General features: G+C 60.1%; 26 protein-coding genes. 14 read left to right on the top strand and 12 right to left on the bottom strand.

What is annotated here, in order from left to right; all coding sequences use genetic code 11:
• The first annotated feature begins 5 nt into the window (after positions 1-5).
• From H8F21_RS20315 to H8F21_RS20280, 8 genes are read left to right on the top strand one after another with little or no spacing between them, the layout of a single operon-like run.
• On the top strand, positions 6-1496 hold the full coding sequence (locus tag H8F21_RS20315) for an aldehyde dehydrogenase (protein ID WP_203475859.1): 1491 nt from the start codon (positions 6-8) through the stop codon (positions 1494-1496).
• Positions 1493-2458, top strand: coding sequence for a VOC family protein (locus H8F21_RS20310; RefSeq protein WP_203475860.1), 966 nt, complete (start codon positions 1493-1495; stop codon positions 2456-2458). Before H8F21_RS20315 ends, H8F21_RS20310 begins: the two co-directional genes overlap by 4 nt.
• A 13-nt stretch (positions 2459-2471) precedes the next feature.
• Positions 2472-3614, top strand: coding sequence for an FAD-dependent monooxygenase (locus H8F21_RS20305; protein WP_203585210.1), 1143 nt, complete (start codon positions 2472-2474; stop codon positions 3612-3614).
• Positions 3615-3624: 10 nt separating this feature from the next.
• Positions 3625-3942, top strand: a complete 318-nt coding sequence (locus tag H8F21_RS20300) for a hypothetical protein (protein WP_203475862.1) — start codon at positions 3625-3627, stop codon at positions 3940-3942.
• A 1-nt stretch (position 3943) separates the two neighbouring features.
• Positions 3944-4171, top strand: coding sequence for a recombinase-like helix-turn-helix domain-containing protein (locus H8F21_RS20295; protein ID WP_136477679.1), 228 nt, complete (start codon positions 3944-3946; stop codon positions 4169-4171).
• 21 nt (positions 4172-4192) lie between these two features.
• On the top strand, positions 4193-5227 hold the full coding sequence (locus tag H8F21_RS20290) for an aromatic ring-hydroxylating oxygenase subunit alpha (protein WP_136477680.1): 1035 nt from the start codon (positions 4193-4195) through the stop codon (positions 5225-5227).
• Positions 5224-5661, top strand: coding sequence for a Rid family hydrolase (locus H8F21_RS20285; protein ID WP_203585209.1), 438 nt, complete (start codon positions 5224-5226; stop codon positions 5659-5661). Before H8F21_RS20290 ends, H8F21_RS20285 begins: the two co-directional genes overlap by 4 nt.
• A 3-nt stretch (positions 5662-5664) precedes the next feature.
• A complete protein-coding gene (locus tag H8F21_RS20280) occupies positions 5665-6624 on the top strand; it encodes a PDR/VanB family oxidoreductase (RefSeq protein WP_203585208.1) in 960 nt (319 codons plus the stop codon).
• Positions 6625-6777: 153 nt separating this feature from the next.
• Here H8F21_RS20280 and H8F21_RS20275 read toward each other — a convergent pair whose 3' ends face one another.
• Entirely contained in the window at positions 6778-7041 is a 264-nt protein-coding gene (locus tag H8F21_RS20275; protein WP_203585207.1) for a hypothetical protein, read from the bottom strand.
• 52 nt (positions 7042-7093) lie between these two features.
• On the opposite strand from H8F21_RS20275, the gene H8F21_RS20270 reads away from it, so the two are divergent.
• Positions 7094-8323: a hypothetical protein gene (locus H8F21_RS20270; RefSeq protein WP_203475867.1), complete on the top strand. Its 1230-nt coding sequence runs from the start codon at positions 7094-7096 to the stop codon at positions 8321-8323.
• 41 nt (positions 8324-8364) lie between these two features.
• On the opposite strand, the gene H8F21_RS20265 is transcribed toward H8F21_RS20270, so the two are convergent.
• The 4 genes from H8F21_RS20265 to cysK all read right to left on the bottom strand — a co-directional run bounded on the left by H8F21_RS20265 (position 8365) and on the right by cysK (position 11726).
• Positions 8365-9255: a DMT family transporter gene (locus tag H8F21_RS20265; protein ID WP_203585206.1), complete on the bottom strand. Its 891-nt coding sequence runs from the start codon at positions 9253-9255 to the stop codon at positions 8365-8367.
• Between the two features lie 105 nt (positions 9256-9360).
• The gene (locus H8F21_RS20260) at positions 9361-9522 is read right to left on the bottom strand and encodes a hypothetical protein (protein ID WP_203585205.1); all 162 of its coding nucleotides are present in this window, start codon (positions 9520-9522) and stop codon (positions 9361-9363) included.
• Positions 9523-9654: 132 nt separating this feature from the next.
• Positions 9655-10590: an aspartyl/asparaginyl beta-hydroxylase domain-containing protein gene (locus tag H8F21_RS20255; protein ID WP_203475870.1), complete on the bottom strand. Its 936-nt coding sequence runs from the start codon at positions 10588-10590 to the stop codon at positions 9655-9657.
• A gap of 161 nt (positions 10591-10751) precedes the next feature.
• Positions 10752-11726 (bottom strand): cysteine synthase A, encoded by a 975-nt coding sequence (cysK, locus tag H8F21_RS20250; protein WP_203475871.1) that lies wholly within the window; start codon positions 11724-11726, stop codon positions 10752-10754.
• Positions 11727-11855: 129 nt separating this feature from the next.
• On the opposite strand from cysK, the gene H8F21_RS20245 reads away from it, so the two are divergent.
• From H8F21_RS20245 to H8F21_RS20235, 3 genes are all read left to right on the top strand, one after another.
• Positions 11856-12941, top strand: coding sequence for an AsmA family protein (locus H8F21_RS20245; RefSeq protein WP_203585204.1), 1086 nt, complete (start codon positions 11856-11858; stop codon positions 12939-12941).
• A gap of 125 nt (positions 12942-13066) precedes the next feature.
• On the top strand, positions 13067-13912 hold the full coding sequence (locus H8F21_RS20240) for an AAA family ATPase (RefSeq protein WP_136477688.1): 846 nt from the start codon (positions 13067-13069) through the stop codon (positions 13910-13912).
• A 17-nt stretch (positions 13913-13929) separates the two neighbouring features.
• On the top strand, positions 13930-15108 hold the full coding sequence (locus H8F21_RS20235; protein WP_136477689.1) for a vWA domain-containing protein: 1179 nt from the start codon (positions 13930-13932) through the stop codon (positions 15106-15108).
• Between the two features lie 54 nt (positions 15109-15162).
• On the opposite strand, the gene H8F21_RS20230 is transcribed toward H8F21_RS20235, so the two are convergent.
• From H8F21_RS20230 to H8F21_RS20215, 4 genes are read right to left on the bottom strand one after another with little or no spacing between them, the layout of a single operon-like run.
• Positions 15163-16080 carry a 5-oxoprolinase subunit C family protein gene (locus H8F21_RS20230; RefSeq protein WP_203585203.1) on the bottom strand — a complete coding sequence of 306 codons (918 nt, stop codon included), beginning with the start codon at positions 16078-16080 and terminating at the stop codon, positions 15163-15165.
• Positions 16077-16781: a 5-oxoprolinase subunit PxpB gene (gene pxpB, locus H8F21_RS20225; protein WP_203475874.1), complete on the bottom strand. Its 705-nt coding sequence runs from the start codon at positions 16779-16781 to the stop codon at positions 16077-16079. Before pxpB ends, H8F21_RS20230 begins: the two co-directional genes overlap by 4 nt.
• Positions 16778-17530 (bottom strand): 5-oxoprolinase subunit PxpA, encoded by a 753-nt coding sequence (locus H8F21_RS20220; RefSeq protein ID WP_203585202.1) that lies wholly within the window; start codon positions 17528-17530, stop codon positions 16778-16780. The genes pxpB and H8F21_RS20220 overlap by 4 nt, the downstream gene beginning before the upstream one ends.
• A gap of 25 nt (positions 17531-17555) precedes the next feature.
• Positions 17556-18842 (bottom strand): MFS transporter, encoded by a 1287-nt coding sequence (locus H8F21_RS20215; RefSeq protein ID WP_203585201.1) that lies wholly within the window; start codon positions 18840-18842, stop codon positions 17556-17558.
• A 142-nt stretch (positions 18843-18984) separates the two neighbouring features.
• Here H8F21_RS20215 and H8F21_RS20210 point away from each other — a divergent pair, with 142 nt between their 5' ends.
• Positions 18985-19896: a LysR family transcriptional regulator gene (locus H8F21_RS20210; protein ID WP_203475877.1), complete on the top strand. Its 912-nt coding sequence runs from the start codon at positions 18985-18987 to the stop codon at positions 19894-19896.
• Here H8F21_RS20210 and H8F21_RS20205 read toward each other — a convergent pair.
• From H8F21_RS20205 to H8F21_RS20195, 3 genes are read right to left on the bottom strand one after another with little or no spacing between them, the layout of a single operon-like run.
• Positions 19893-20414, bottom strand: coding sequence for a DUF2937 family protein (locus H8F21_RS20205; RefSeq protein ID WP_203541970.1), 522 nt, complete (start codon positions 20412-20414; stop codon positions 19893-19895). The two genes, H8F21_RS20210 and H8F21_RS20205, sit on opposite strands and share 4 nt — an antisense overlap.
• A 10-nt stretch (positions 20415-20424) precedes the next feature.
• Positions 20425-21198 carry a class II glutamine amidotransferase gene (locus H8F21_RS20200; RefSeq protein WP_203475879.1) on the bottom strand — a complete coding sequence of 258 codons (774 nt, stop codon included), beginning with the start codon at positions 21196-21198 and terminating at the stop codon, positions 20425-20427.
• 23 nt (positions 21199-21221) lie between these two features.
• A complete protein-coding gene (locus H8F21_RS20195; RefSeq protein WP_203585200.1) occupies positions 21222-21710 on the bottom strand; it encodes an MFS transporter in 489 nt (162 codons plus the stop codon).
• Between the two features lie 84 nt (positions 21711-21794).
• Here H8F21_RS20195 and H8F21_RS20190 point away from each other — a divergent pair, with 84 nt between their 5' ends.
• The gene (locus H8F21_RS20190) at positions 21795-23846 is read left to right on the top strand and encodes a S9 family peptidase (RefSeq protein ID WP_203585199.1); all 2052 of its coding nucleotides are present in this window, start codon (positions 21795-21797) and stop codon (positions 23844-23846) included.
• The last annotated feature ends 14 nt before the right edge of the window (positions 23847-23860 follow it).

The raw sequence follows: 23860 nt of genomic DNA, 5'->3' as shown, positions 1-23860 counted from the left end.
CATCGATGACGCTGGAACAGACTTTACCCATTTGCATCGCCGGCACCTGGCGTCTGGGTGGCGGTGAGCGCTATGCCACGCGCTACCCAGCAACGGGTGAACCCGTGGCGTGGCTCAACGCCGCCAGCCTCGAGGACGTCGAGCAAGCCGTGCAAGGCGCACACCAGGCCTTCCTGCACAGCGGCTGGGCACAGCGCAAACCCCATGAGCGTGCTGGCGTGCTGTACCGCATTGGCGAACTGATCCGCCAGCGCAGCGAAGAGCTGGCCCAACTGCAGCGCCAGGACAATGGCAAACCGATCAACGAAACTCGCGCGCTGGTGGCCAGCGCTGCCGGCACCTTCCAGTTTTTTGCCGCAGCCTGCGAAACCCTGGAAGAAACCATCACCCCATCGCGCGGCGATTTTGTCAGCATGAGCGTCTACGAACCCATGGGCGTGGTCGCCGCGATCACCCCCTGGAATTCGCCGATCGCCAGCGAAGCACAGAAGGTTGCCCCGGCGCTGGCGGCGGGCAATGCGGTGGTCATCAAGCCTGCAGAAATCACCCCGCTGCTGGCCCTGCAACTGGCCCGGATCTGCGAAGACGCAGGTTTGCCCAAGGGTCTGATCAGTGTACTGCCGGGTAAAGGTTCGGTACTTGGCGACGCCTTGACCCAGCACCCGCTGATCAAGCGTGTGTCGTTCACCGGCGGCACCCGAACCGGCAAGCACATCGCCCATATTGCCGCCGACAAAATGATGCCGGTGTCGCTGGAGCTGGGCGGCAAATCGCCGACCATCGTCCTCGATGATGCCGATCTGGACCACGCCGTGGCCGGCGTGTTGTATGGCATCTTCAGCTCATCGGGCGAGGCCTGCATCGCCGGTTCCCGACTGTTCGTCGCCCGTGCCCTGTATGCGCCTTTCATGCAGCGCCTGGTCGAAGGCGCAGCGCGCCTGCGCTTGGGTGATCCGGCGGACGAAAGCACCCAGATGGGGCCCTTGATCAGCGCCGGGCATCGCGAGTCGGTAGAGCGTTACGTGGCCCTTGGCCTAGCTGAAGGCGGGCGCCTGCTGCTGGGCGGCCAGCGTCCTGCAGGAGGCATTTACGATCAGGGCTATTTTTATCCGCCGACCATTCTCGAAGGCCTGAGCAATGACCAACAGACCTGCCAGGAAGAAATCTTTGGCCCGGTGCTGGTGGCGATGCCCTTCGACAACGAAGAGCAATTGATCGAGCAAGCCAACGACAGCCTGTACGCCCTCGCCGCCGGGATCTGGAGCCGTGACTACAAACGCGCCTGGGCCCTGGGACGCAAAATTCAGGCGGGCACCGTATGGATCAACACCTACAAGCAATTCTCCATTTCCACCCCCTTCGGTGGTTGGCGTGACAGCGGCCTGGGCCGCGAAAAAGGCCGCCTGGGAATCCTGCAGTACATGGAACAAAAGAGCCTCTATTGGGGCATGAACGAACAACCCCTGGCCTGGGCCGCAGCGGAGGCAACGTCATGAGTGTTTTAGGTATCGATGAAGTCACCTACGGCGTCGAGGACCTCGACACCTGCGTACGTTTTTTCAGCGACTGGGGGCTGACAAAGATCAGCGAAGCAGCCGACCAGGTGGTCTTCGAAACGCTTAATGGCTGCCGGGTGGTGCTGGCAGACATCAACAAGGCCGACCTACCGCCCGCCATCGAGCCGGGCTCCACCGTTCGGGAAGTGGTCTGGGGCGTGGAAAGCGAAACTGACCTGGCCGTGTACAGCCAGCGCATCGCCAATGACCCAGGCTTTGTCGAAGGCAACGGGCGTATCGGCTGCACCGACCCCAACGGCTTGGCGATTCGCCTGCAGGTTACGCGCAAACGTGCCCTGGACATCGAATGCAGCGGCCACAACACCTGGCAGAGCAAAGGCCGAATCAACAAGCCGGCGCCGGTCTACGAGCGTGCCACGCCTATCGAAGTGGGCCACGTGGTGTTCTTCGTCAAAGACGTGAATAGCTGCGAAGCCTTCTACCACGAACGCTTCGGCTTCCAGGCCTCGGACCGTTATCCCAACCGTGGCGCTTTCCTGCGTACCGCCGAGGAAGGCGGTCACCACGACCTGTTCATGCTGCAACTGCCAGCACCCAGGGCAGGCCTGAACCATGTGGCGTTCACCGTGCGCGACCTGCATGAAGTATTCGGTGGTGGCATGCACATCTCTCGCAGCGGCTGGGCTACCGAAATCGGCCCGGGGCGTCACCCGGTTTCCTCGGCGTTCTTCTGGTACTTCAAGAACCCGGCTGGCGCGCTGGTCGAGTATTACGCCGATGAAGACCAGTTGACCGCTGAGTGGCAACCCCGCGAGTTCGAGCCGGGACCGACCGTCTTCGCCGAGTGGGCAATCGCCGGTGGCATCGATGGCAACACCCGACGCCAGCAGCATGTCGAGGCGCCGCAAGGCAAGTTTCTTACCGACAAACCGAAACCTTGAACAGGAGTCGCCCATGTCTTCGTTGAACATCGCTATCAACGGTGCCGGAATCGGCGGCCTCACCGCCGCTATTGCCCTACGCCAGGCCGGTCATCAGGTCACCGTCTTCGAGCAGTCCAAGGCCTTTCTGCGGGTCGGTGCCGACATCAACCTGACCCCCAACGCCGTCCGAGCCCTCGATGGCCTGGGCATTGGCGCGGCGGTGCGTGTTCCGGCCGCACGCCCCACACACCGCATCAGTCGCCTGTGGGACAGCGGCGAGGAAACCTCGCGCCTGGAGATGGCCGAAGCTGCCGAAAGCCAGTACGGCGCACCGCAACTGACGATCCACCGCGCCGACTTGCTGGCGGCGCTGGCTGAGGTATTTCCACTACAGAACGTGCAGTTCGGCAAGCGTGCCGAGCAGGTGCGCCAAGATGCCAGCGGCATCGAACTGCACTTCAAAGATGGCAGCCAGCATCGCACAGACCTGTTGATCGGCGCCGACGGTATTCATTCGGTGGTGCGCAACGCGCTGTTTGGCGAGGAGCAACCGCGTTTCACTGGCGTGGTTGCCTATCGAGCCGTGGTTCCGGCCAGCCGTGTGGCCCACGTCCCGAACATTCAAGCTTTTACCAAATGGTGGGGACCAAACCCTCAAAGCCAGATTGTCACGTTCCCGCTGAACCAGGGCCGCGACATCTTCATTTTCGCCACCACAGCCCAGGACAGTTGGCATCTGGAGTCATGGACCACTGCGGGCGACGCCGCCGAATTGCGCAGTCACTATCAGGGCTTCCATCCCGATGCCCGCGCCTTGCTCGATGCCTGCGATGAAGTGCTCAAGACCGCACTGTATGAGCGTGATCCCCTGCCGTTCTGGTCGCAAGGGGCAATTACCCTGTTGGGTGACGCTTGCCACCCGATGATGCCATTCATGGCCCAAGGAGCCGGTCAGGCCATCGAGGATGCCGTGGTCCTGGCCCGTCATCTTCACGGTGTGACCGATGCTGCACAAATAGCCCCGGCCTTGCAGGGCTACCAACAGGCGCGTCTTGAGCGCACCAGCCAGATCCAGATCGGTTCGCGCGGCAACCAATGGCTCAAGGCCGGTGGCAATGCCGACTGGGTCTACGGCTACGACGCCTGGACCGTGCCGACCACCCATGCCGCGTGAGCCCTGGCCGATGAGCGAATCGATGCTGCTGACCGTGCTGCTCAAGCACGACCAGTCGAAGAACCTGGAGCAGATCCAGGCGCATATGAAAGCCATGGGCTGGTGGGAAAGCTTCCCGCCGCAAGGCGTCGAAGTGGTGTCCTGGACCGTGGCCATGGGCTTGGGCCAGATCGTCACCCTGCGCTTGCCGCCGAACTTGCTGAGTAAGGTCAATGTAGAGCTGGAGCGCGCCGCCTGGGGCGTGTTCCGCACCGAATGCTATCCCACGTACGACTTTGTCCCGGTCCGCGAAATGATCCGCGAACGGGTCCGCAATGGAGGTCAATGACATGAGCAACACCGAACGGTACCTGGACCCACACCAGGCGCGCAAACGGCCCAACACCCAGTTCGAAGAGCTGCTTGGCGACTCCATCGAGCGCGCCTACGGCAATGGCGTGACGCAACTGCCCGAGCTGCTCGCGCACCTCAATCTGGCCGGGCCACCGTGCCCGCTGACCAGTGGCGAATGGACCGAAGACTCCTACAAAACCCTGATGGCACGGCTGGGCGCATGACCCGCCGGAGGTAAGAACAAGATGAATATGCAATTCACCGTCGACCCTGTTGAGAATCACCTGGCCAATGGCCTCAAAGACCTCTGGTTCCCGGTCCTGCCGTCGGACCTGCTCGGCGAAAAGCCGGTATCGGTACGGCGCCTGGGCTACAAGATCGCCTTGTGGCGCGATAACGATGGCAGCGTACACGCCCTGGAAGACCACTGTCCGCACCGCGGCGCGCCGCTTTCCCAGGGCCCGGTGCTGGGTGACCGTCTGCAGTGCCCGTACCACGGCGTTGAAGTGCGCTGCGACGGTACCGTGACCAAGGTCCCTGGCAGCCCCGGTTGCAAGCTCGAAGGCAGCCGCCCTACCCGTATGTTCCACACCCACGAAGCGGCCGGTGCGATCTTCCTGTTCAACGCCACCGATCCACATCTGCAAAACCCACCCGCGCTGGTACTGCCTGAGCAGTTGACCTCGCCCGAGTGGAGCAGCTTCCTCTGCTACACCGAATGGAAAGGCGACTATCGCTACGTGCTCGACAACGTCATGGACCCGATGCACGGCACTTACCTGCACAAAATGTCGCACTCAATGAGCGAAGGCGAAGCTACCGCCAAATTCGTCACTCGCGACACCGACCAGGGTTTCGTCTTCGAGAAGGAAGGCCAGCGCGGGGTCAACTTCGACTGGACCGAATTCCTCGACAACGGTTGTCATTGGCTGCGTCTGGAAATTCCGTATCCAAAGACCGGTGGCCCAGGCGGTAACTTCACCATCATCGGCAGCTATACCCCGAGCAGTCGCAACTTGTCTGCAGTGTTCCACTGGCGCGCCCGGCCGTTGACCGGCTGGCAGCGTGACACCTGGCGCTTCCTCTACAAGAACCGCCTGGAAGCACGCCACTGGGCCGTACTGGAACAGGACCGGGTGTTGCTGGAGTTCATGGAAGCCGATGCCAATCAGCGTGAAAACCTCTACCAGCATGACCTGGGTGTGGTGCGCCTGCGCCGCTACCTCAAGGGCCAGGCCAAGGAGCAATTGGCGCTGATCGAAGCGAAGCAGCTGTCATGAGCCAGGCCGTGCAGCGTATTCAGGCACAGTCTGTGGGCGAGCTGGCTACGGCCAGTTGGTCCAACGCCCTGCTGCTCGGCAATGAACTGGTGATGTCCGGCATGACCGGGCATCCCGCCACTCGACTTGCAGCTGAAGCCGGAGCGCCACTGGATGCCTATGCACAGACCCTGGTGGTGCTGAACAAGGTGCGGGCTTTGGTGGAGGCTGCGGGCGGGCATATCGGCAATATCTACCGGATGACCCTGTACCTCACCCGGATCGCCGACAAAGACGAAGTCGGTCGCGCACGCCGCGACTTCTTCGCAGGATTTGCTTGCTACCCCACCTCCACCCTGGTCGAAGTGAGCGCCCTGGTATTTCCGGAACTGGTGGTGGAAATCGAAGCCAGCGCCCGGCTCGACATTGACATGCGCACTGCGCCAACGAGGTGAATGATGTCCAACTCCTCTACTGTTACAGCGCTGGTGCATACCCTGCGCCATGAAGCCGAAGGTATCATCAGCGTCGAACTGCGCCCTTGGGGCGATACCGTATTCGCGCCATTCGAAGCCGGCTCGCACATCGACCTGCACCTACCCAACGGCCTGGTACGCAGTTACTCGCTGCTCAATTCGCCAACGGACCAGGGCCGCTATGTGGTTGGCATTTTGCGCGATCGCAACAGCCGTGGCGGTTCGGCCTTCGTACACGAACAGCTACGCGTCGGCTCGCAACTGAACATTTCGCAGCCACGCAACAATTTTGCCCTCAACCCGCACGCCAGCCACAACGTGCTGGTGGCGGGTGGCATCGGCATCACCCCGATCTACTGCATGTTTCGCCAGTTGCTGGCGTTGGGTAAATCCGCCGAGTTGATCTACTGCGCCCGCTCACGCAAGGAAGCGGCGCTGCTGGAACAACTGAGCGGCCTCGATGCCAAGGTGATTTATCACTTCAACGACGAGAAAGGCACCGTGCCAGATCTCGGCCGTTATCTCGCCGACCAGCCACGTGATACGCACTTTTACTGCTGCGGCCCGACACCGATGCTCGATGCCTTCGAAAGCACCTGCGAAAACCTGGGTTATCCCCATGCTCATATCGAACGCTTCGCCGCTGCCGAACTGCCGCCGGCCGACGACGCCCAGGACAGCTACAGCGTCGAACTGAAAAAGTCCGGCAAAACCTTGAACATCGAACCGGGGCTGAACCTGCTCGATGTGCTTCTGGAAGCGGGATGCGACATTGAATACAGCTGCCGCGAAGGGGTATGCGGGTCATGCGAAACCCGCGTGCTGGAAGGTGATATCGACCACCGCGACGGGGTGCTGACCAAGGCTGAACGCGCGGCAAACAAATCGATGATGGTCTGTGTATCGGGCTGCAAGAGTCGGCGCATGGTCCTCGATTTGTAATCGCTGAAACTTTACGCGCACGATTGACCGGCACCGATGTGCCGGTTTTTTTTGCCCCTGTGCGGGATATATCGCGTACTCAGGGGGATTAAAATAGCCAGCTAATTATCCACTCGTAAAACAAACCACGCGCCACTAACGCGCGTTGTGCAATTAAACCGCACTGCAATTGCACACGCCTGTTACTTCATTCCCACCCCGTTCCACCCACGATACAAACCCAGCCGTTTCAAATATAAATAATTGTTTTATATGGAATTTATCAGGTTTTTCAGTATTTACCCGCACTGGCACAGTTCCTGCTCTTGCTCTATCGCGTTCAAACATAAAACAACGTACCACCGATAAAACAATAAATACCCAACGCCGCCAGCCAACTGTATACCAGCGCTGTTTTTCGTTTAACGCCTTGTTCAAGGCAACGGACAACTGTCGCCCACAGAAATGGCTCAACCTTGCAGGGCATGATATGAACAAGTACGTGGTAAGCCTGGGCCTGATCCTCAGTAGTTGTGCAAGTTTCGCCTCCGAACCCGGTCCGGCCGCCCCCGATCAGCCACCTGCGGCAAAAAAGCCGTTCCCACACATTGCCTGGCGCAGTGACGACGGACAAAGCTCATTGGATATCGGCGGTGCCCTGCGGGTGAACTACAGGGATGAACATTGGGACACCACAGAGAACAATGGCCGTTTTCTTTTCGATACCTTCCGTATCGATGTCCAGGCCACCCACAAGCAATTGTTCAGTGATGTCGGCTACTGGTTTCAGGACGACGGCAAACGCTCTATCGACCGCGGCTACGTGGGTTATCGGTTTACCCCTAATGCCAACCTTCAAGTTGGTGCGCCGTTCAAACCCTTTGGCCTGGAACCTTACCCACAGTTTGGCTGGAGCTATCACATTCCGTTTTTCATGGGCTACGGCGTGAGTGCCGGCACGGGTCTCAAATACAGCTACAAGGACAAGGACTGGGATCTGCAGCTAGGCTACTTTCCGCGCATGCTGCCTAGCGGCATTCGCTACTCACCGGAAGTCGGTCGCTACTCCGACCTGAACGACAACGCCGTGCCTTTCACCCAATCGCGCCAAGACAACGAAAAGCGCAATCAGGTAAACGCCAGGGTTGCCCGGACCTTTACCGGGGATGGCTGGAAAACCGAAATCGGCGCCTCGCTGGCCGCCGCGCAACTCTACAACGCCACCACCGACGACAATGGCGACTACTGGGCAGGTGGCGTCCACGCTATCGTCAACGCTGGCCCATGGACAGTCACCAGCCAGGCCATCCGCTACGAATATGACCCGAAAAATCCAGACGGTGTCAGTGACGATTCTGTGTTGATGGGCGGCAACGGCCTGACGCCGGCCTTCCTGATCGCGTCCAAGGCAACCATCGCGTCGGTCAACATCGGCTACGACATCTTTACGCCAAGCCTGGGGCAGTTGAAGAAGATCAAGCTGTACAACGACTACAGCCGAATGATGAAAGATAAAAGCGGCTGGGACGACTCGCAGATGTTCACCGTCGGTGCGCAGTTCCTGGCCATGCCAGTCATGGCCTGGCTCGACCTGACCTGGGCGAAGAACGCCAACCCCTTCGGTGGCGCGGAAAATGGCACCGGCTGGACCAGCACCAGCTCCATCGGCAGCAACGACTGGTATTACCGCACCAACATCAACATTGGCTACTACTTCTGAAGCGCAAGCCGCCCGGGCAAGGCGCCGGGCGGCTGGCAACACTAGTCGGTGCGCAGCGGCGTAACAGCTGGCGCTGGCTTGCGGAACACAAACAGCAGGCCGATCACGATCAGCCCCATGCCCAACAGGCTCAGCGCTGCCAGGCGGTTACCGAAGATCAGGTAGTCCATCACTGCAGTCACCGCGGGCACCAGGTAGAACAGACTGGTGACGTTGACCAGGTTGCCACGAGCAATCAGCCGGTACAGCAGTAACGTCGCCAGCAGCGAAACCACCAGCCCCATCCACAGCAAGGCGCCGACAAAGCTGCCAGTCATCTCGACATGCAAGGGTTGCAGGGGGGCGAACAGTGCGCACATCAGTAGTCCGGCAACGTACTGTAAAGGCAGGGTCCCCATTGGATTATGGGTAATGCGCTTCTGCATGATCGAACCTAAGGTCATGCTTGCCAATGCCAGCAAGGCGAACAGCATGCCGAGCAGAGAAATACCACCCAGACCGATGCCCTGGTAGACCACCATGATCAAGCCGCTCAAGCCCAACCCCAGGCCGAACAGCCGGCTCCAGGAACGCTGACGCTCCATCAGTACCACAGTGAGGATCGGCTGCACGCCCATCACTGTCGCCATGATGCCGGGTGTCACGTGGGTATTGAGCGCCAGCAAGTAGAAAATTTGATACGCGCCGAGCAGCACAGCGCCGGTCACCAGCGCCTGCAGCACTGCCGAGCGCCCTCGCGGCCAGCGCAGCCCGAGCATCGGTGCGAGCATCAACAAACCACATAACGCCAGCGCCGAGCGCATGAGCAAGAAGGCAAAGGGACTGGCATGGGCCAGGCCCAACTTGGAGACAATCGCCCCGCTACTCCAGAGCAGGACGAACACACTGGTGGTGGCCGCCGAGGCCACGGATTCTTTCGAGAGAGCAAACATGAATGCCACCTGTATTCGGGCAAATAAGCCGAACGGTGCTGCCCGATGCGGGCAGCCGACCGTAATCAGTAGGGTGCAGGTGTGGGGGATGCAGCGCTTGGCCGCTTAGCCCAGCACGACCACGCCTGGTGGTGCGAGAACGCACACAACCACGCGACTGACAGGTGGTGGGTAGTGACTGATCATGGCCGGCTGCTGACGCCCACGCACGACTACCACCGCGTTGGGCGCGGAAGCGAATACGGTGCTGAGGGGGGAAGCTGACATGAGCAGGTCTTCGGTGAGATGAAGTTGGCAGACTATAGACCAGCCTATTTCCGTCTGGCAAGCAGGCTGGTTTACATATGCCAGGCGTGAGCCCTGCCAGCGATCAGGCCAGGGCTCACACCGTGCAAGACATCAGAACAACCAGCGATACAACAGGTAGGCAACCACCACTGCCAACACCGGGCGCAACACGCGGTAAGCCTTGGGGTTGGCTCGCTTGAACTGTTTGACCCGAGCGCTGATCACGTTGCTGAAGCGCTTGCTCCAGGCATAGGCCTGGTTGATCCCGCCTACGCGCTCGTCATCGGTGTTCTGCGGTGCGGTAGCGCGGCCAAGGAAGGCGCTTACCTTGCGGTTGATGCGGGTCATCAGCGGGCTGTTGAGCGGACGCTCGACATCGCAAAACAGAATTACCCGGGTGGTCTCGGTTTCGTTCTTCACCCAGTGCACGTAGGTTTCATCGAACATCACGTCTTCACCATCGCGCCAGGCATAGGCCTGGCCATCGACGTAAATCCGGCAATTGTCGGAGTTGGGCGTCGACAGGCCCAGGTGATAGCGCAACGAACCGGCAAACGGGTCACGGTGCGGGTTCAGGTGGCTGCCACCCGGCAGCAGGGCAAACATCGCGCCCTTGACGTTGGGGATGCTGTTGACCAGCTCGACGGTCTTGGGGCACAGCGCTTCAGCAGACGGCAGCGCTTTGTCGTACCACTTCAAGTAAAAGCGTTTCCAGCCCTTCTTGAAGAAGGAACCAAAGCCTGCGTCGTTATCTTTTTCGGCGGCGCGGATGTAACCCTCGTCGAACAGGTGCATGGCCTCTTCGCGGATAACTTCCCAGTTGTCCTTGAGCACATCGAGCTCGGGAAAGCGCGTACGGTCCAGGTAAGGTTTGGAAGGCACCCCGGAAAACAGGTACATCAAGGCGTTATAAGGAGCGAACAGCGCCGAATGGTTGACGAACTGGCGCAACATTGGCAAACGCGCCTTGCCGCGCAGGTGAACATACAATGTGCTGCCGAAAAACAGCAGCAACACACCTGCCTTGGCGACAAAGGAAAAGGTCATGCAACACTCCTTGGAATTTCGATCTGATCATCGCTGCCAGATTAATCGGGCATCATAAACTGATCCGGTCCTGGTAAAAACAACCACTGCCAGCATTCACTGTTAAGGATTGTGCAATAAACACCGGCGCAATTAATTGCGCCGGGTCAGCGTGGACGGGCTTATTGCTGGGTTTCCTGATCGGTGAACAGATCACTGAAAAGCATGCTCGACAGGTAGCGCTCTCCGGAGTCGGGGAGGATAACGACGATGGTCTTGCCTTGCATCTCGGGCTTTTCCGCGAGGCGCACGGCGGCGGCCATGGCTGCGCCCGAGGAAATTCCGCACAGGATGCCCTCTTCCTGCATCAGGCGCAGGGCCATGGCCTTGGACTCCTCATCGCTGACCAACTCGACCAGGTCGACCATGGCCAGATCAAGGTTCTTCGGTACGAAACCTGCGCCAATGCCCTGGATCTTGTGCGGGCTGGGCTTGATTTCTTCGCCGGCCAGGGCCTGGGTGATCACGGGCGAGACCATCGGTTCAACCGCTACCGAAATAATGGCTTTGCCCTGAGTCTGCTTGATGTAGCGCGAAATCCCGGTAAGGGTGCCACCGGTACCAACCCCGGAAACCAGCACATCGACGGCACCGTCGGTATCGTTCCAGATTTCCGGGCCTGTGGTCTTTTCGTGGATTGCCGGGTTGGCCGGGTTTTCGAACTGGCCGGGCAAGAAGTAGGTCGCCGGGTCGCTGGCAACGATTTCTGCGGCTTTCTCAATAGCGCCTTTCATGCCTTTGGCCGGCTCGGTCAGTACCAATTCAGCACCCAGCGCCTTGAGAACCTTACGTCGCTCGATGCTCATCGAAGCCGGCATGGTCAGCATCAGCTTGTAGCCACGCGCCGCAGCAACGAAGGCCAGGCCAATACCTGTGTTGCCCGAGGTCGGCTCGACGATGGTCATGCCGGTCTTGAGCTTACCGCTGCTTTCAGCGTCCCAGATCATGTTTGCGCCGATCCGGCATTTGACCGAATAGCCTGGGTTGCGCCCTTCCGTCTTGGCCAGGATGGTCACGCCGCGCGGGGCGATGCGATTGATCTGCACCAGCGGCGTGTTGCCGATGGAATGCGCGTTGTCAGCAAAGATACGGCTCATCGCGGGGTCCTTTTTGCACCGGAGGGAAAACCTCAAGGGTAAGCCCGCCAGCCCGGTGCGTCCATAACTGCGAACCCCTGGGGCTGCCCGCAGTCAACCGATCAATACCCCTGACCGGAACCATCGTCGATGAAACCTCGCTACCGTTGGCCCCTATGGGGATTATTGAGCATTGCCCTGCTGTTGCTGATCCTGCATTTGAGCCTGCCGGTGCTGGTACGCAATTACCTCAACGACAAACTTGCCGACATGGGAGACTACCGCGGGCACGTCACCGACGTTGATCTTGCCTGGTGGCGCGGTGCCTACAAGATCAACGGCCTGACCATCGTCAAGACCACCGGCAAGGTACCTGTGCCGTTCCTCCAGGCCCCCGTGATCGACCTCTCGGTCAGCTGGCGCTCGCTGTGGTACGAGCATGCGGTCGTCGCCGAAGTGGTGTTCCTACGCCCCGAACTGAACTTCGTTGACGGCGGTTCCCGGCAAGCATCGCAGACCGGGCGCGGTACCGACTGGCGTCAGCAGTTGGAAAAGCTGCTGCCTATTACCTTGAACGAGGTGCGTATCGACAACGGCACCCTGACCTTCAACAACTTTACTTCCAAGCCACCGGTCGATCTGAAGGCCACCCATCTGGATGCCAGTATCCGTAACCTGACCAATGTCGAAGATCTCAAGGGCCGGCGCGATGCGCGCTTCAATGGCAAGGCCCGGCTGCTGGGCGATGCACAGGTGCAAAGCAGTGCCACGTTCGACCCGTTCAGTGACTTCGACGACTTCCAGTTTCGCCTGCGTGCCACGGGCATCCAACTGCGCAAGCTCAACGACTTTGCCAGTGCCTACGGCAAGTTCGACTTCAATGCCGGACACGGCGACCTGGTCATCGAGACTGAAGCGCAGAACGGTCGCCTTACCGGTTACATCAAGCCCCTGCTGCGTGATGTCGACGTGTTCAACTGGCAGCAGGATGTAAAAAACGAAGACAAAGGCTTTTTCCGCTCGATCTGGGAAGCATTGGTAGGCGGCACCGAAACGGTGCTGAAAAACCAGCGCAAGAACCAATTCGCTACTCGTGTAGAACTGAGCGGCAGCGTGCATAAAAGCGATATCAGTGCCTTTGAAGCGTTCCTGCAGATTCTGCGCAACGGCTTTGTCCAGGCCTTTAATGCACGCTACGAGCAAGCGCCTCCCCAGTCTGACCAAGTCAACAAGTGACGGGCTATTCAGAGACTGAATGGACCGTCTGCGTTCCCAGTCGACCAGAGCCCGCGTTATAGTCGTGCATGACAATTTTTCTGCCAGGGGCCATGCACCCCGGCGCTACGTTAGAGGATCGGTTCATGAAGTTCGAAGGCACCAGCACATACGTCGCCACAAACGACCTGAAACTGGCAGTCAACGCGGCAATCACCCTGGAGCGGCCACTGCTGGTCAAGGGTGAACCCGGTACCGGCAAGACCATGCTCGCCGAACAGTTGGCCGAGTCCTTTGGCGCCAAACTGATCACCTGGCACATCAAATCGACCACCAAGGCCCACCAGGGGCTCTATGAGTACGACGCGGTAAGCCGCCTGCGCGACTCGCAATTGGGTGTCGACAAGGTACACGACGTACGCAACTACCTGAAAAAGGGCAAGCTCTGGGAAGCCTTCGAAGCCGAGGAGCGAGTCATTCTGCTGATCGACGAAATCGACAAGGCCGACATCGAGTTCCCCAACGACCTGTTGCAAGAACTGGATAAGATGGAGTTCTACGTTTACGAGACCGACGAAACGATCAAGGCCAAGCACCGTCCGATCATCATCATTACCTCGAACAACGAAAAAGAGCTGCCCGACGCCTTCCTGCGCCGCTGCTTCTTCCATTACATCGCCTTCCCCGACCGCGACACCCTGCAGCAGATCGTCGATGTCCATTACCCGAACATCAAGAAGGACCTGGTCAGCGAAGCGCTGGACGTGTTCTTCGACGTGCGCAAGGTGCCGGGCCTGAAGAAAAAGCCGTCCACCTCCGAACTGGTTGACTGGCTGAAGCTGCTGATGGCCGACAACATTGGCGAAGCCGTGTTGCGTGAACGCGATCCGACCAAGGCTATCCCGCCATTGGCCGGTGCCCTGGTTAAAAACGAACAGGATGTGCAACTGCTCGAGCGCCTGGCCTTCATGAGCCGTCGCGGTAACCGCTGAGCCAGGGGGCAATAGCCATGTTGCTCAATCTGTTCAATGAAATGCGCGCAGCTAAGGTGCCGGTGTCGGTACGTGAGCTGCTTGATTTGATCAATGCGCTCAAGCAGCGGGTCACCTTTGCCGACATGGACGAGTTCTACTTCCTGTCGCGGGCGATCCTGGTCAAGGACGAGCGTCATTTCGACAAGTTCGACCGCGCGTTCTCTGCTTACTTCAAGGGCCTTGAGAACCTTAACCAGCATCTGGAAGCACTGATTCCGGAAGATTGGTTGCGCAAGGAATTCGAACGCTCGCTGACCGATGAAGAACGCGCCCAGATCCAGTCCCTGGGTGGCCTGGACAAGCTCATCGAAGAGTTCAAGAAGCGCCTTGAAGAGCAAAAGGAACGTCATGCCGGTGGCAACAAGTGGATCGGCACCGGTGGTACCAGCCCGTTTGGCTCAGGCGGGTACAACCCCGAAGGCATTCGGGTCGGCGATGCTGGCAAGCGTCAAGGCAAGGCGGTCAAGGTCTGGGATCAGCGCGAGTACAAGAACCTCGACGATCAGGTCGAACTGGGCACGCGTAACATCAAGCTGGCACTGCGCCGCTTGCGCAAGTTTGCGCGCCAGGGTGCAGCCGAAGAACTGGACATCGACGGCACCATCGACCACACCGCGCGCGACGCTGGCCTGCTCAATATCCAGATGCGTCCGGAACGGCGCAACAGCGTCAAGTTGCTGTTGTTGTTCGATATTGGCGGTTCGATGGATGCTCACGTAAAAATCTGCGAAGAGCTGTTCTCGGCCTGCAAGACCGAATTCAAGCACTTGGAGTATTACTACTTCCACAACTTCGTTTATGAGTCGGTGTGGAAGAACAACATGCGCCGCACTTCCGAACGCACCTCGACCATGGACCTGCTGCACAAATACGGCGCTGATTACAAAGTGGTGTTCGTCGGCGATGCGGCAATGGCCCCCTACGAAATCACCCAGCCGGGCGGTAGCGTCGAGCATTGGAACGAAGAAGCCGGATACGTGTGGATGCAGCGTTTCATGGAGAAGTACAAGAAACTCATCTGGATCAACCCGTATCCCAAGGACACCTGGGGCTACACCACCTCGACCAACATCGTTCGCGAGCTGGTTGAAGACCGGATGTTCCCATTGACCTTGCGGGGGCTGGAAGAGGGAATGCGGTTCTTGTCCAAGTAGCGCTTTTCGCCGGGCAAGCCCGCTCTTGGCGGAGCGCGCTTGCCTAGCGATCCATCATCCTGCAAATCTCTCGATGAACGCCCGCTGTTCCTGCCAAGCCGTCTCCTGCACCACTGGCCGGAATCTCACTACGTTCCCTGGCAGCATCTGCGCCAGGCGTGCCAGCGCCAACGGCGTCAACGCTCCCAAACGCGGATAGCCGCCAATGGTCTGGCGATCATTGAGCAACACAATCGGCTGGCCATCCGGCGGCACCTGCACCGCGCCCAGCGCAATACCTTCGGAAATCATAGGCGCCCCTTGATACTGCAAGACAGGGCCGAGCAAGCGCATACCCATGCGGTCGGCGCGATTGTCCAGGGTCCAGTCACGGTTGAAGGCCTCGAACAGACTCGTGCCGCTGAAGTCGCCAATCTGGGCGCCCAGTAGTAGATCCAAGCTGTTGTTGCTGAACTGCGGACGCAATGCCAGCGGCACCTCTCGCCCGCCACACGGCTGGCTGCTGTAACTCAATTGCTGCCCCTTGGCCAACGGTGAGCCCAGACCATCAAGACCGCCCAGCGCCTCACGCACCACGCTGGCACAACTGCCCAGGACCTGTACAGCGTCGAACCCACCCGGTGCGGCGAGGTAGGCGCGAGCCCCCTGCAAGGGCTGGTTCAGGCGCAGACGCTGACCTTGCGCCAAGGTGAAGCTGGACCAGGGCTTGAGCGGCTGGCCATCAATGCGCGCATCCAGATCTGCCCCTGCAAGTGCCAGGTGGCAATCCTGCTCAGCCACCAGGCTGAAACCACCCAAGGTAACTTCCACTACCGCAGCATCGGCAGCATTGCCCAACAGCCAGTTGGCCCAACGCATCGACACCCAATCCAGCGCCCCGCCTTGGGTCACGCCCAGATGTCGCACACCAAAGCGTCCGGCGTCCTGCAACAGGCACAGCGCGGTGCTGGCCTCGATCGACAAGCGGCTCATGCCGACATCTCCTGCGGGGTATCGTCGCCGCCCAGGTTGATAAAGGTGCCGCGATCCACCGCCACGAATCGCACCCGATCGCCCGGCTGCAGCAGGCTGTAGCCTTGGCGCTGACGGTCAAAGAGTGTGCTCGGGGTGCGGCCGATCAGGTTCCAGCCTCCAGGCGACACCGCAGGGTAAGCAGCGGTCTGGCGCTCGGCGATCCCCACGCTGCCTGCCGCCACGCGCTTGCGTGGGGTGGACAAGCGCGGCGCCGCCAGCGCCTCTTCAACCAGGCCCATGAACGCAAACCCCGGGGCGAAGCCCAAGGCGAACACCTGATACTCGCGCTCACTGTGACGACGCACGATGTCGGCCACCGAGGTATTGCAGCGCGCCGCCAACAGGCTCAACTCCGGCCCGACACTGAGGTCGTACCACACTGGAATTTCGTGCAGGCTGCCACCGCTGCCATTATCGGGTTGCAGGTTTTCCAGCGCTTCGCGAATCAGGATTCGGGCCTGCTGCGGCGACAGTTGCATGAGGTCGAAATGCACCATCACGGTTGTATAGGACGGCACCAGATCGATCAGCTGTGCGCCGAATACAGCCCGCAAGCGCTGACTCGCTGCCAGCATCCAGGGCATGTTGGTCTCATCGATAGCGTCGAACAATCGCACCATCAGGCAGTCAATGGCCGCCGTTTCAATGCGCTGTTTCATGAGTTCACCAGGCTATCGAGCGCTTCACGAATCTGCTGCACCGCCGCCACCGAACTTTCGTTGTCGCCATGCACGCACAGCGTATGCGCGTGCAGGCGCAATTCGCTGCCGTCCACGGCGATCAGCGGCTCGCCTCGAGCCAGGCGCAAGGCCTGATCGACAATCAGCGCCGGGTCATGATGCACAGCGCCCGGCAAGCGCCGCGACAGCAAGTGCCCGGCGGCATCATAGCCACGGTCGGCGAAGGCCTCGAACCACAAGGTCACGCCGTACTCATCACCCAAGGCCTGGGCAGCACTGTTGTCAGCCGTGGCCATGAGCATCAACGGTAAGTCCCGACCGTAACTGCTCACCGCCTCAAGCACCGCGCGCAGCTTGAGCGGGTCGGCCATCATGTCTGTATACAGCGCACCGTGGGGCTTCACGTAGGCTACGCGGGTACCCTGGGTGCGACAGATGCCATCGAGTGCACCGATCTGGTAATGCAGCAGGTCACGGATTTCTTCGGCACTGCAGGCCATGGAACGACGACCGAAGCCTGCCAGGTCCTGATAGGCCGGATGGGCACCAATGCTTACGTTGCTGGCAACAGCCAAGGCCACCGTTTTGCGCATGATGCCCGGATCACCGGCATGGAAACCGCAGGCGATATTGGCACAGTCGACAAAGGGCATGACCTGGGCATCCAGGCCCATGGTCCAACTGCCGAAACTTTCACCCATATCGCAATTCAGTAGTAGGCGGCTCACGTCTGTAACTCCTTCAGGCTTGGCCTTAATGGGCTTCAAGTTCTTTGCCGCGCGTTTCCGGCAGGCTCAACGCTGCCAGAATTACCACTCCGTAGGACACCGCGGCAAATGCGCCGATACCCAGGCCCAGCGGTATCTTCTGGCTGAGCATACCAATGAGCAGCGGGAAGAACGCCGCCAGGGCGCGCCCGATGTTGTAGCAAAAGCCCTGGCCCGAGCCGCGGATACGAGTAGGGAAGAGTTCGGTGAGAAACGCCCCCATGCCGCTGAAAATGCCCGAGGCGAAGAAGCCCAGGGGGAAGCCAAGCCAGAGCATGACGCCATCGCTGACCTGCATCTGGGTGTACAGCAGCACGATGATGAATGAACCCACGGCGAACAGGATGAAGTTCTTTTTGCGCCCCAGCAGGTCAGTGAGGTAGGCGCTGATTACATAGCCTATGTAGGAACCGAAGATCACCATGGCCAGGTAGCCACCCGTGCCGAGTACGCTCAGGCCGCGTTCGTTCTTGAGGAAGGTCGGCAGCCACGAGGTGATGGCGTAGTACCCGCCCAAGGCACCCGTTGTCAGCAACGAAGCGCGAAGGGTGGTGAAAAGCATGCCGGGAGCAAAAATTTCATAGAAATGCGACGGTGCCTCGGTTTTTTCCGCCGCCTTGGCCTGGCGGTAGACTTCCGGGTCCTTGACCAGGCGACGGACGAAAATCACGAACACCGCTGGCACAATTCCCAACAGGAACAGGGCCCGCCAAGCATCCTCAGGGGGTAGCAGGGTGAACAAAACCGCATAGAGAATCGCCGTCAGGCCCCAGCCAATGGCCCAGCCCGATTGCACCATGCCCACCGCCTTGCCGCGGTCCTTGGCGCGAATGACTTCACCGATCAACACGGCGCCGGCGGTCCACTCACCACCAAAACCGAAGCCCATCAGGGTGCGAGCGATCAATAGCTGTTCGTAGTTCTGGGCGAAACCACAGAGAAAAGTGAAGAAGGCGAACCACAGCACGGTCAGTTGCAGGGTACGCACCCGGCCGATACGGTCGGAAAGAATGCCGGCGATCCAGCCACCGAGGGCCGAAGCGATCAGTGTGCTGGTATGAATCAAGCCGGCTTCGGCCGTGGTGATCCCCCACAGTGCAATCAGGGTGGGAACGACAAAGCTGAGCATCTGCGTGTCCATGCCATCCAGGCCATAACCGATCTTGCAGCTCCAGAAGGTGCGGCGTTCCTGCTTGTTGATGTTGCGGTACCAATCGAAAGGTCCCGCCACGGATCTGGATTTGGCCTGTTGCTGCACGCCCGATGGGTTCATGGTTGCCTCAGCTTGTTGGTATTGTTTTAAAGGCGGCGATCTGCGTCGCAACCATGCCGATATTTTTTGACCCTGGCGCCGTTACGTCCAACGAGAAAAACCAGCGGTCTGGCATAAGAAAAAATTGATCAGTGAGCGCACCATGAACCTCAAGTTCCTCGAAACCTTTGTCTGGGTGGCCCGACTCAAGAGCTTTCGCCTGACCGCCGAGAAGCTCTTCACCACCCAGGCGTCGATCTCCAGCCGTATTGCTGCGCTGGAGGCGGATCTGGGGGTCAAGTTGCTGCTGCGCGATTCGCGTGGGGTCAGCCTTACGCCTGAAGGCAGCAAGGTGCTCGAGTACGCCGAACAGATGCTCGACACCGCCAAGGCGCTCAAGCAATCGCTGGACAGCGACCGGGCGAAGGTCGGACGCGTACGCCTGGGTGTCATGGATACGGTGATCCATACCTGGATGAGCCCGCTGGTGTCGGAACTGATGGAGCGCTACCCGCAGGTGGAAATCGAACTGGTCGCCGATACCGCGCTCAACTTGCGCGAACAGCTGCAAAAAGGCTTCCTCGATGTCATTCTGCAAACCGACCTGCTGCGTCAGGAATCGATCCGTAGCCTGGACCTGGCGCGCTACCCCATGGGTTGGATCGTTGCCACCCAGTCCATCTACAACCGCGACTTTGCATCGCTTGCCGAGCTTGCTCGCGAGCGAATCGTGACCTTCTCGAAAAACTCCCGTCCGCATCAAGAAGTGCTTAGCCTGCTCCAGGCCGAAGGCGTCAGTGCGCCTCGCTTGAACTGCGTGAATTCGGTGGCGGCCATTACCCGCTTGCTGCGTGACGGCTTCGGCATCGGTGCCCTCCCCCCGGCGCTGGTCAGCGAGGAATTGGCGCGCGGGGAACTGACCCAACTGCCGCTGGCGCAACAGCCGCCTAGCCTGGAGCTGGTGGTGGCCTGGCAGACCGGGGTCGAGCTGGTTGATGAAGTGGTAGCGCTATGTCGCAATGTGCTTGAACGCTATGCCGCCAATGCCGGCCCTGAGCGTATCAAGCTGGTTTAGCGCCAGCTCTCGGCAACCGGCTTGCGCCGCCCACCAAGTGCTACCCAACCGATCAGCAACAACAGGCTTTCCACCAACAGCGCCAGCAGCAATGCGCAGCTCAGCCCCCATGCCAGCGCTTCGGGGGCGAGGAGAATCTGGTAGCTGTAGCCTTTGAGGGTTTCTTCACGCAACTGGCTGTCGGCGTTGACCAGCACGTGCCAGGTTCGCTCCAGCCAGCCGTTCTGCAGCATCTGCCATTCGTGCTCGAACACGCGATTGCGGATCAACAGGCTTTCGATGCTGTTGGCATCACTGTTGAACACCGGATCATCACTGCTACGGTAGTGGCGAACCAACGCCTGCAAATCGCCATTGAAAAAACGCTGGGCCGTTGCCTGGAACCCCTTGAGGCCCTCGCGGGACTCAAGCAGGTGCGCGTCGACCCGCTGGCTATAGTCGTTGATCAAGCCAGGAACCTGCACCCCCACCAGCAAACCGAAGGTAAACAGCATTAACCGCAGGTAACTTCTGAACATGGGCTATTCCTTAGCGTTGTCCCTGGGCCAGGCACTCGCCTTGGCGCCACAATGCCCATTGACCGGGTTCATAGCGCTGCCAGGTCTCGTTCTCGGTCAACGCCTCGGTAGCAATCACCGTTACCACGTCATTGGGGGTGGTTTCGGCCTGGAAGTCGACAATCATGTCGACGTCCTTGAGCCGCGCCGGCCCGAACGGGGCGCGTCGGGTGATATGCACAAGCTTGGTCGAGCAAAAGCAAAACAGCCAGTCGCCATCACTGAGCAGGCAATTGAACACACCCTTGCCACGGTATTCGGCGCAGGCTTGGACCAGCACCGGCAGAAGCATTTCGACCTCGACCGGTTCCGGGAAGGCTTCGCGGATGCGGTTGAGCAAGTCGCAGAACGCCGCTTCGCTGTCGGTATCGCCAATCGGTCGGTAGAAGCTGGTCGAGCCCTGAAACTGACCCAACTGGCCGTTATGGGCAAAGCACCAATTGCGCCCCCATAGCTCACGCACAAAGGGGTGGGTATTGGACAGGCACACCTTGCCGACATTGGCCTGGCGAATGTGGCCAATCACCACCTCGCTCTTGATCGGATAACGCTGGACCAGATTGGCCACTTCCGACTCGCAGCTTGCCGCCGGGTCCTGGAACAGGCGCAGGCCACGGCCTTCGTAGAAGCCGATGCCCCAACCGTCGCGATGTGGACCGGTGCGGCCACCGCGCTGCATCAGCCCGGTAAAGCTGAAAACAATATCGGTCGGCACATTGGCGCTCATGCCCAATAGTTCACACATGCTTGGCTGCTCCGGGGCAAATCCTACAAGCGCGGCTCAACCCGCGAACGATTGCCGCCCAGTGGTGCTTCGGGCGGAGTGCGATAACGGTCGCGGTTGTCGGCGGCGAATGCCTCACCGGGCCCAGCGTCCTCGGCATCGCGCTTGGCTGCCGCTTCAGCTTGCTCACGTCGGGCTTTGGCGCGTTTTTCCAGCGGCCAACGCACCACCACGAATACCCCGTACAGCGCGAAAGCGATCATGCCGTACATGGCAAGGTCAGCCGCGGCGCGCAAGACGTTGTTGCCGACCTTGAACAGCAAGTCGAGGGCAGTGATGGCAATGGCCGGGGCAAATTTTTCTTTGACCGGGTCAATGATGGTCGGGGTCAGCAGCAGCACTGCCATCAATACCCGCAGGGGTTCGCGCAGCCAACGCCACATCCAGCGGGTTAGGCGAAAGCCCACCGCCAGGCAACCCAGGGCGGCCAGGGCGTAAAGGCCCCAGGCGAGCAGATAGTCGTTCTCGGTCATAGTGTCCGTGGCAAGCTAGGCAAATAGACGCTTATGATAAACACATTTCAGCGCGCAGGCGCCCCCCAGCCAAGAGATCCCCGCATGTCCGCAGACGCCACAGCTCCCCACGCCCCGATTGCCCGCAAGGCCGAAGGCGCTGATCCGTACGCCTGGCTTCAGGAACGCGACAGCGCAGAAGTCATCGACTACTTGAACGCCGAGAACGCCTACCAGCAAGCTCAACTGGCCGACCAAGCCCCCCTGCGCGAACAGCTGTTCGAAGAAATCAAAGGCCGGATCCTGGAAACCGACCTGTCGCTGCCTTCGCCCTGGGGCCCCTGGCTTTACTACAGCCGCACCACTGCCGGCGAAGAGTACCCACGTCATTACCGTTGCCCGCGTCCGGCCGATGACTCCAACACGGTCGATGAAAACCACGAAGAACTGCTACTGGACCCCAACCAACTGGCCAATGGCGGGTTTCTGACCCTTGGCGCCTTCAATGTCAGCCCCGATCACCAGCGCCTGGCCTACAGCCTCGATACCACGGGTGATGAAATCTACACCCTGTATGTCAAGGACCTGCTCAGCGGCACTATCGAGCAACTGCCGTTCGATGACTGCGACGGCAGCATGACCTGGGCCAACGACAGCCAGACGCTGTTCTTTGCCGAATTGGACGACACCCACCGCCCGCATAAACTGCTGCGTCATCGTCTTGGGCGTGAAGGCTGTCAGGTGGTGTACGAAGAAGATGACGGACGCTTCTTCCTGCACTGCTACCGGGCCAGCTCCGAACGCCAGTTGATCCTGCTGCTCAACAGCAAGACCACCAGTGAAGCCTGGGTGCTGGACGCCGAACGGCCGGAAGATGCCTTTACCTGCCTGGCACCACGGGTCGAAGGTCACGAATACTTCCCCGACCACGGTCAATTCGAGGGCCAGTGGCGCTGGTTTATTCGCACCAACCAGGACGGCATCAACTTCGCCCTGTACCAGGCTGCGAGCGATCAAGTGCCTGTCCGCGATCAGTGGCAACGGCTGGTAGCGCACCGCGACACGGTAATGCTCGAAGGCCTGAGCCTGAACGCCAGCGCCCTGACCCTGAGCTTGCGCGAAGGCGGCTTGCCGATTATCGAGGTGCACCCGCAAGGGCTGGCGCATTATCGGGTGGAGTTACCCGATGCCGCCTATAGCCTGTACGTGCAGGACACTCTGGAGTTTGCCAGCTCGCGTATCCGCCTGCGCTATCAGGCCCTGAACCGCCCGGCCCAGGTACGTCAACTGGAGCTGGCCACGGGTGCTCAGGTGGTACTCAAGGAAACCCCGGTACTGGGCCCCTTCGACGCCGATGCCTACGTCAGCCAACGCCTCTGGGCGACCGCCGCTGACGGCACCCAAGTGCCGATCAGCCTGGTGCAGCGCCGCAGTGACGTGGGCAAGCCCGTGCCCCTGTACCTGTATGGCTATGGCGCCTACGGCGAAAGCCTTGACCCGTGGTTTTCCCACGCCCGCCTGAGCCTGCTCGACCGCGGCGTAGCCTTTGCCATTGCCCATGTACGCGGCGGCGGTGAGCTGGGTGAAGCCTGGTATCGGGCTGGTAAGCAGGAACACAAGCACAATACCTTCAGCGATTTCATCGCCTGTGCTGAACACCTGATTAGCCAAGGCGTTACCCGCGCCGACCAACTCGCCGTCAGTGGCGGCAGCGCTGGCGGCCTGCTGATTGGCGCAGTGCTCAATCAACGCCCGGAGCTGTTCAAGGCGGCAATCGCCGAAGTACCGTTTGTCGACGTGCTCAACACCATGCTCGACCCCGAGCTACCGCTGACCATCACCGAGTACGACGAATGGGGCAATCCTGAAGAGCCCGACGTGTACGAACGCATCAAGGCCTACGCGCCCTACGAGAACGTCAAGGCCCAGGCCTACCCTGCCCTGCTGGTGGTGGCGGGCTACAACGACAGCCGCGTGCAGTACTGGGAAGCGGCCAAGTGGGTGGCCAAGTTGCGCGTCACCAAGACAGACAACAATCTGTTGCTGCTCAAGACCGAAATGGACGCCGGTCACGGCGGCATGAGCGGGCGTTATCAGGGGCTGCGCGATGTGGCGCTGGAATACGCTTTTGTCTTCAAGGTCCTGGGCCTGGTGTGACCCCAGGGGCTGGC

Source organism: Pseudomonas arcuscaelestis, assembly GCF_016881005.1.
Lineage (GTDB): Bacteria > Pseudomonadota > Gammaproteobacteria > Pseudomonadales > Pseudomonadaceae > Aquipseudomonas > Aquipseudomonas arcuscaelestis.
The sequence above is the reverse complement of the archived record's forward strand: the minus strand, read 5'-3'. Positions and strand labels throughout refer to the sequence as shown.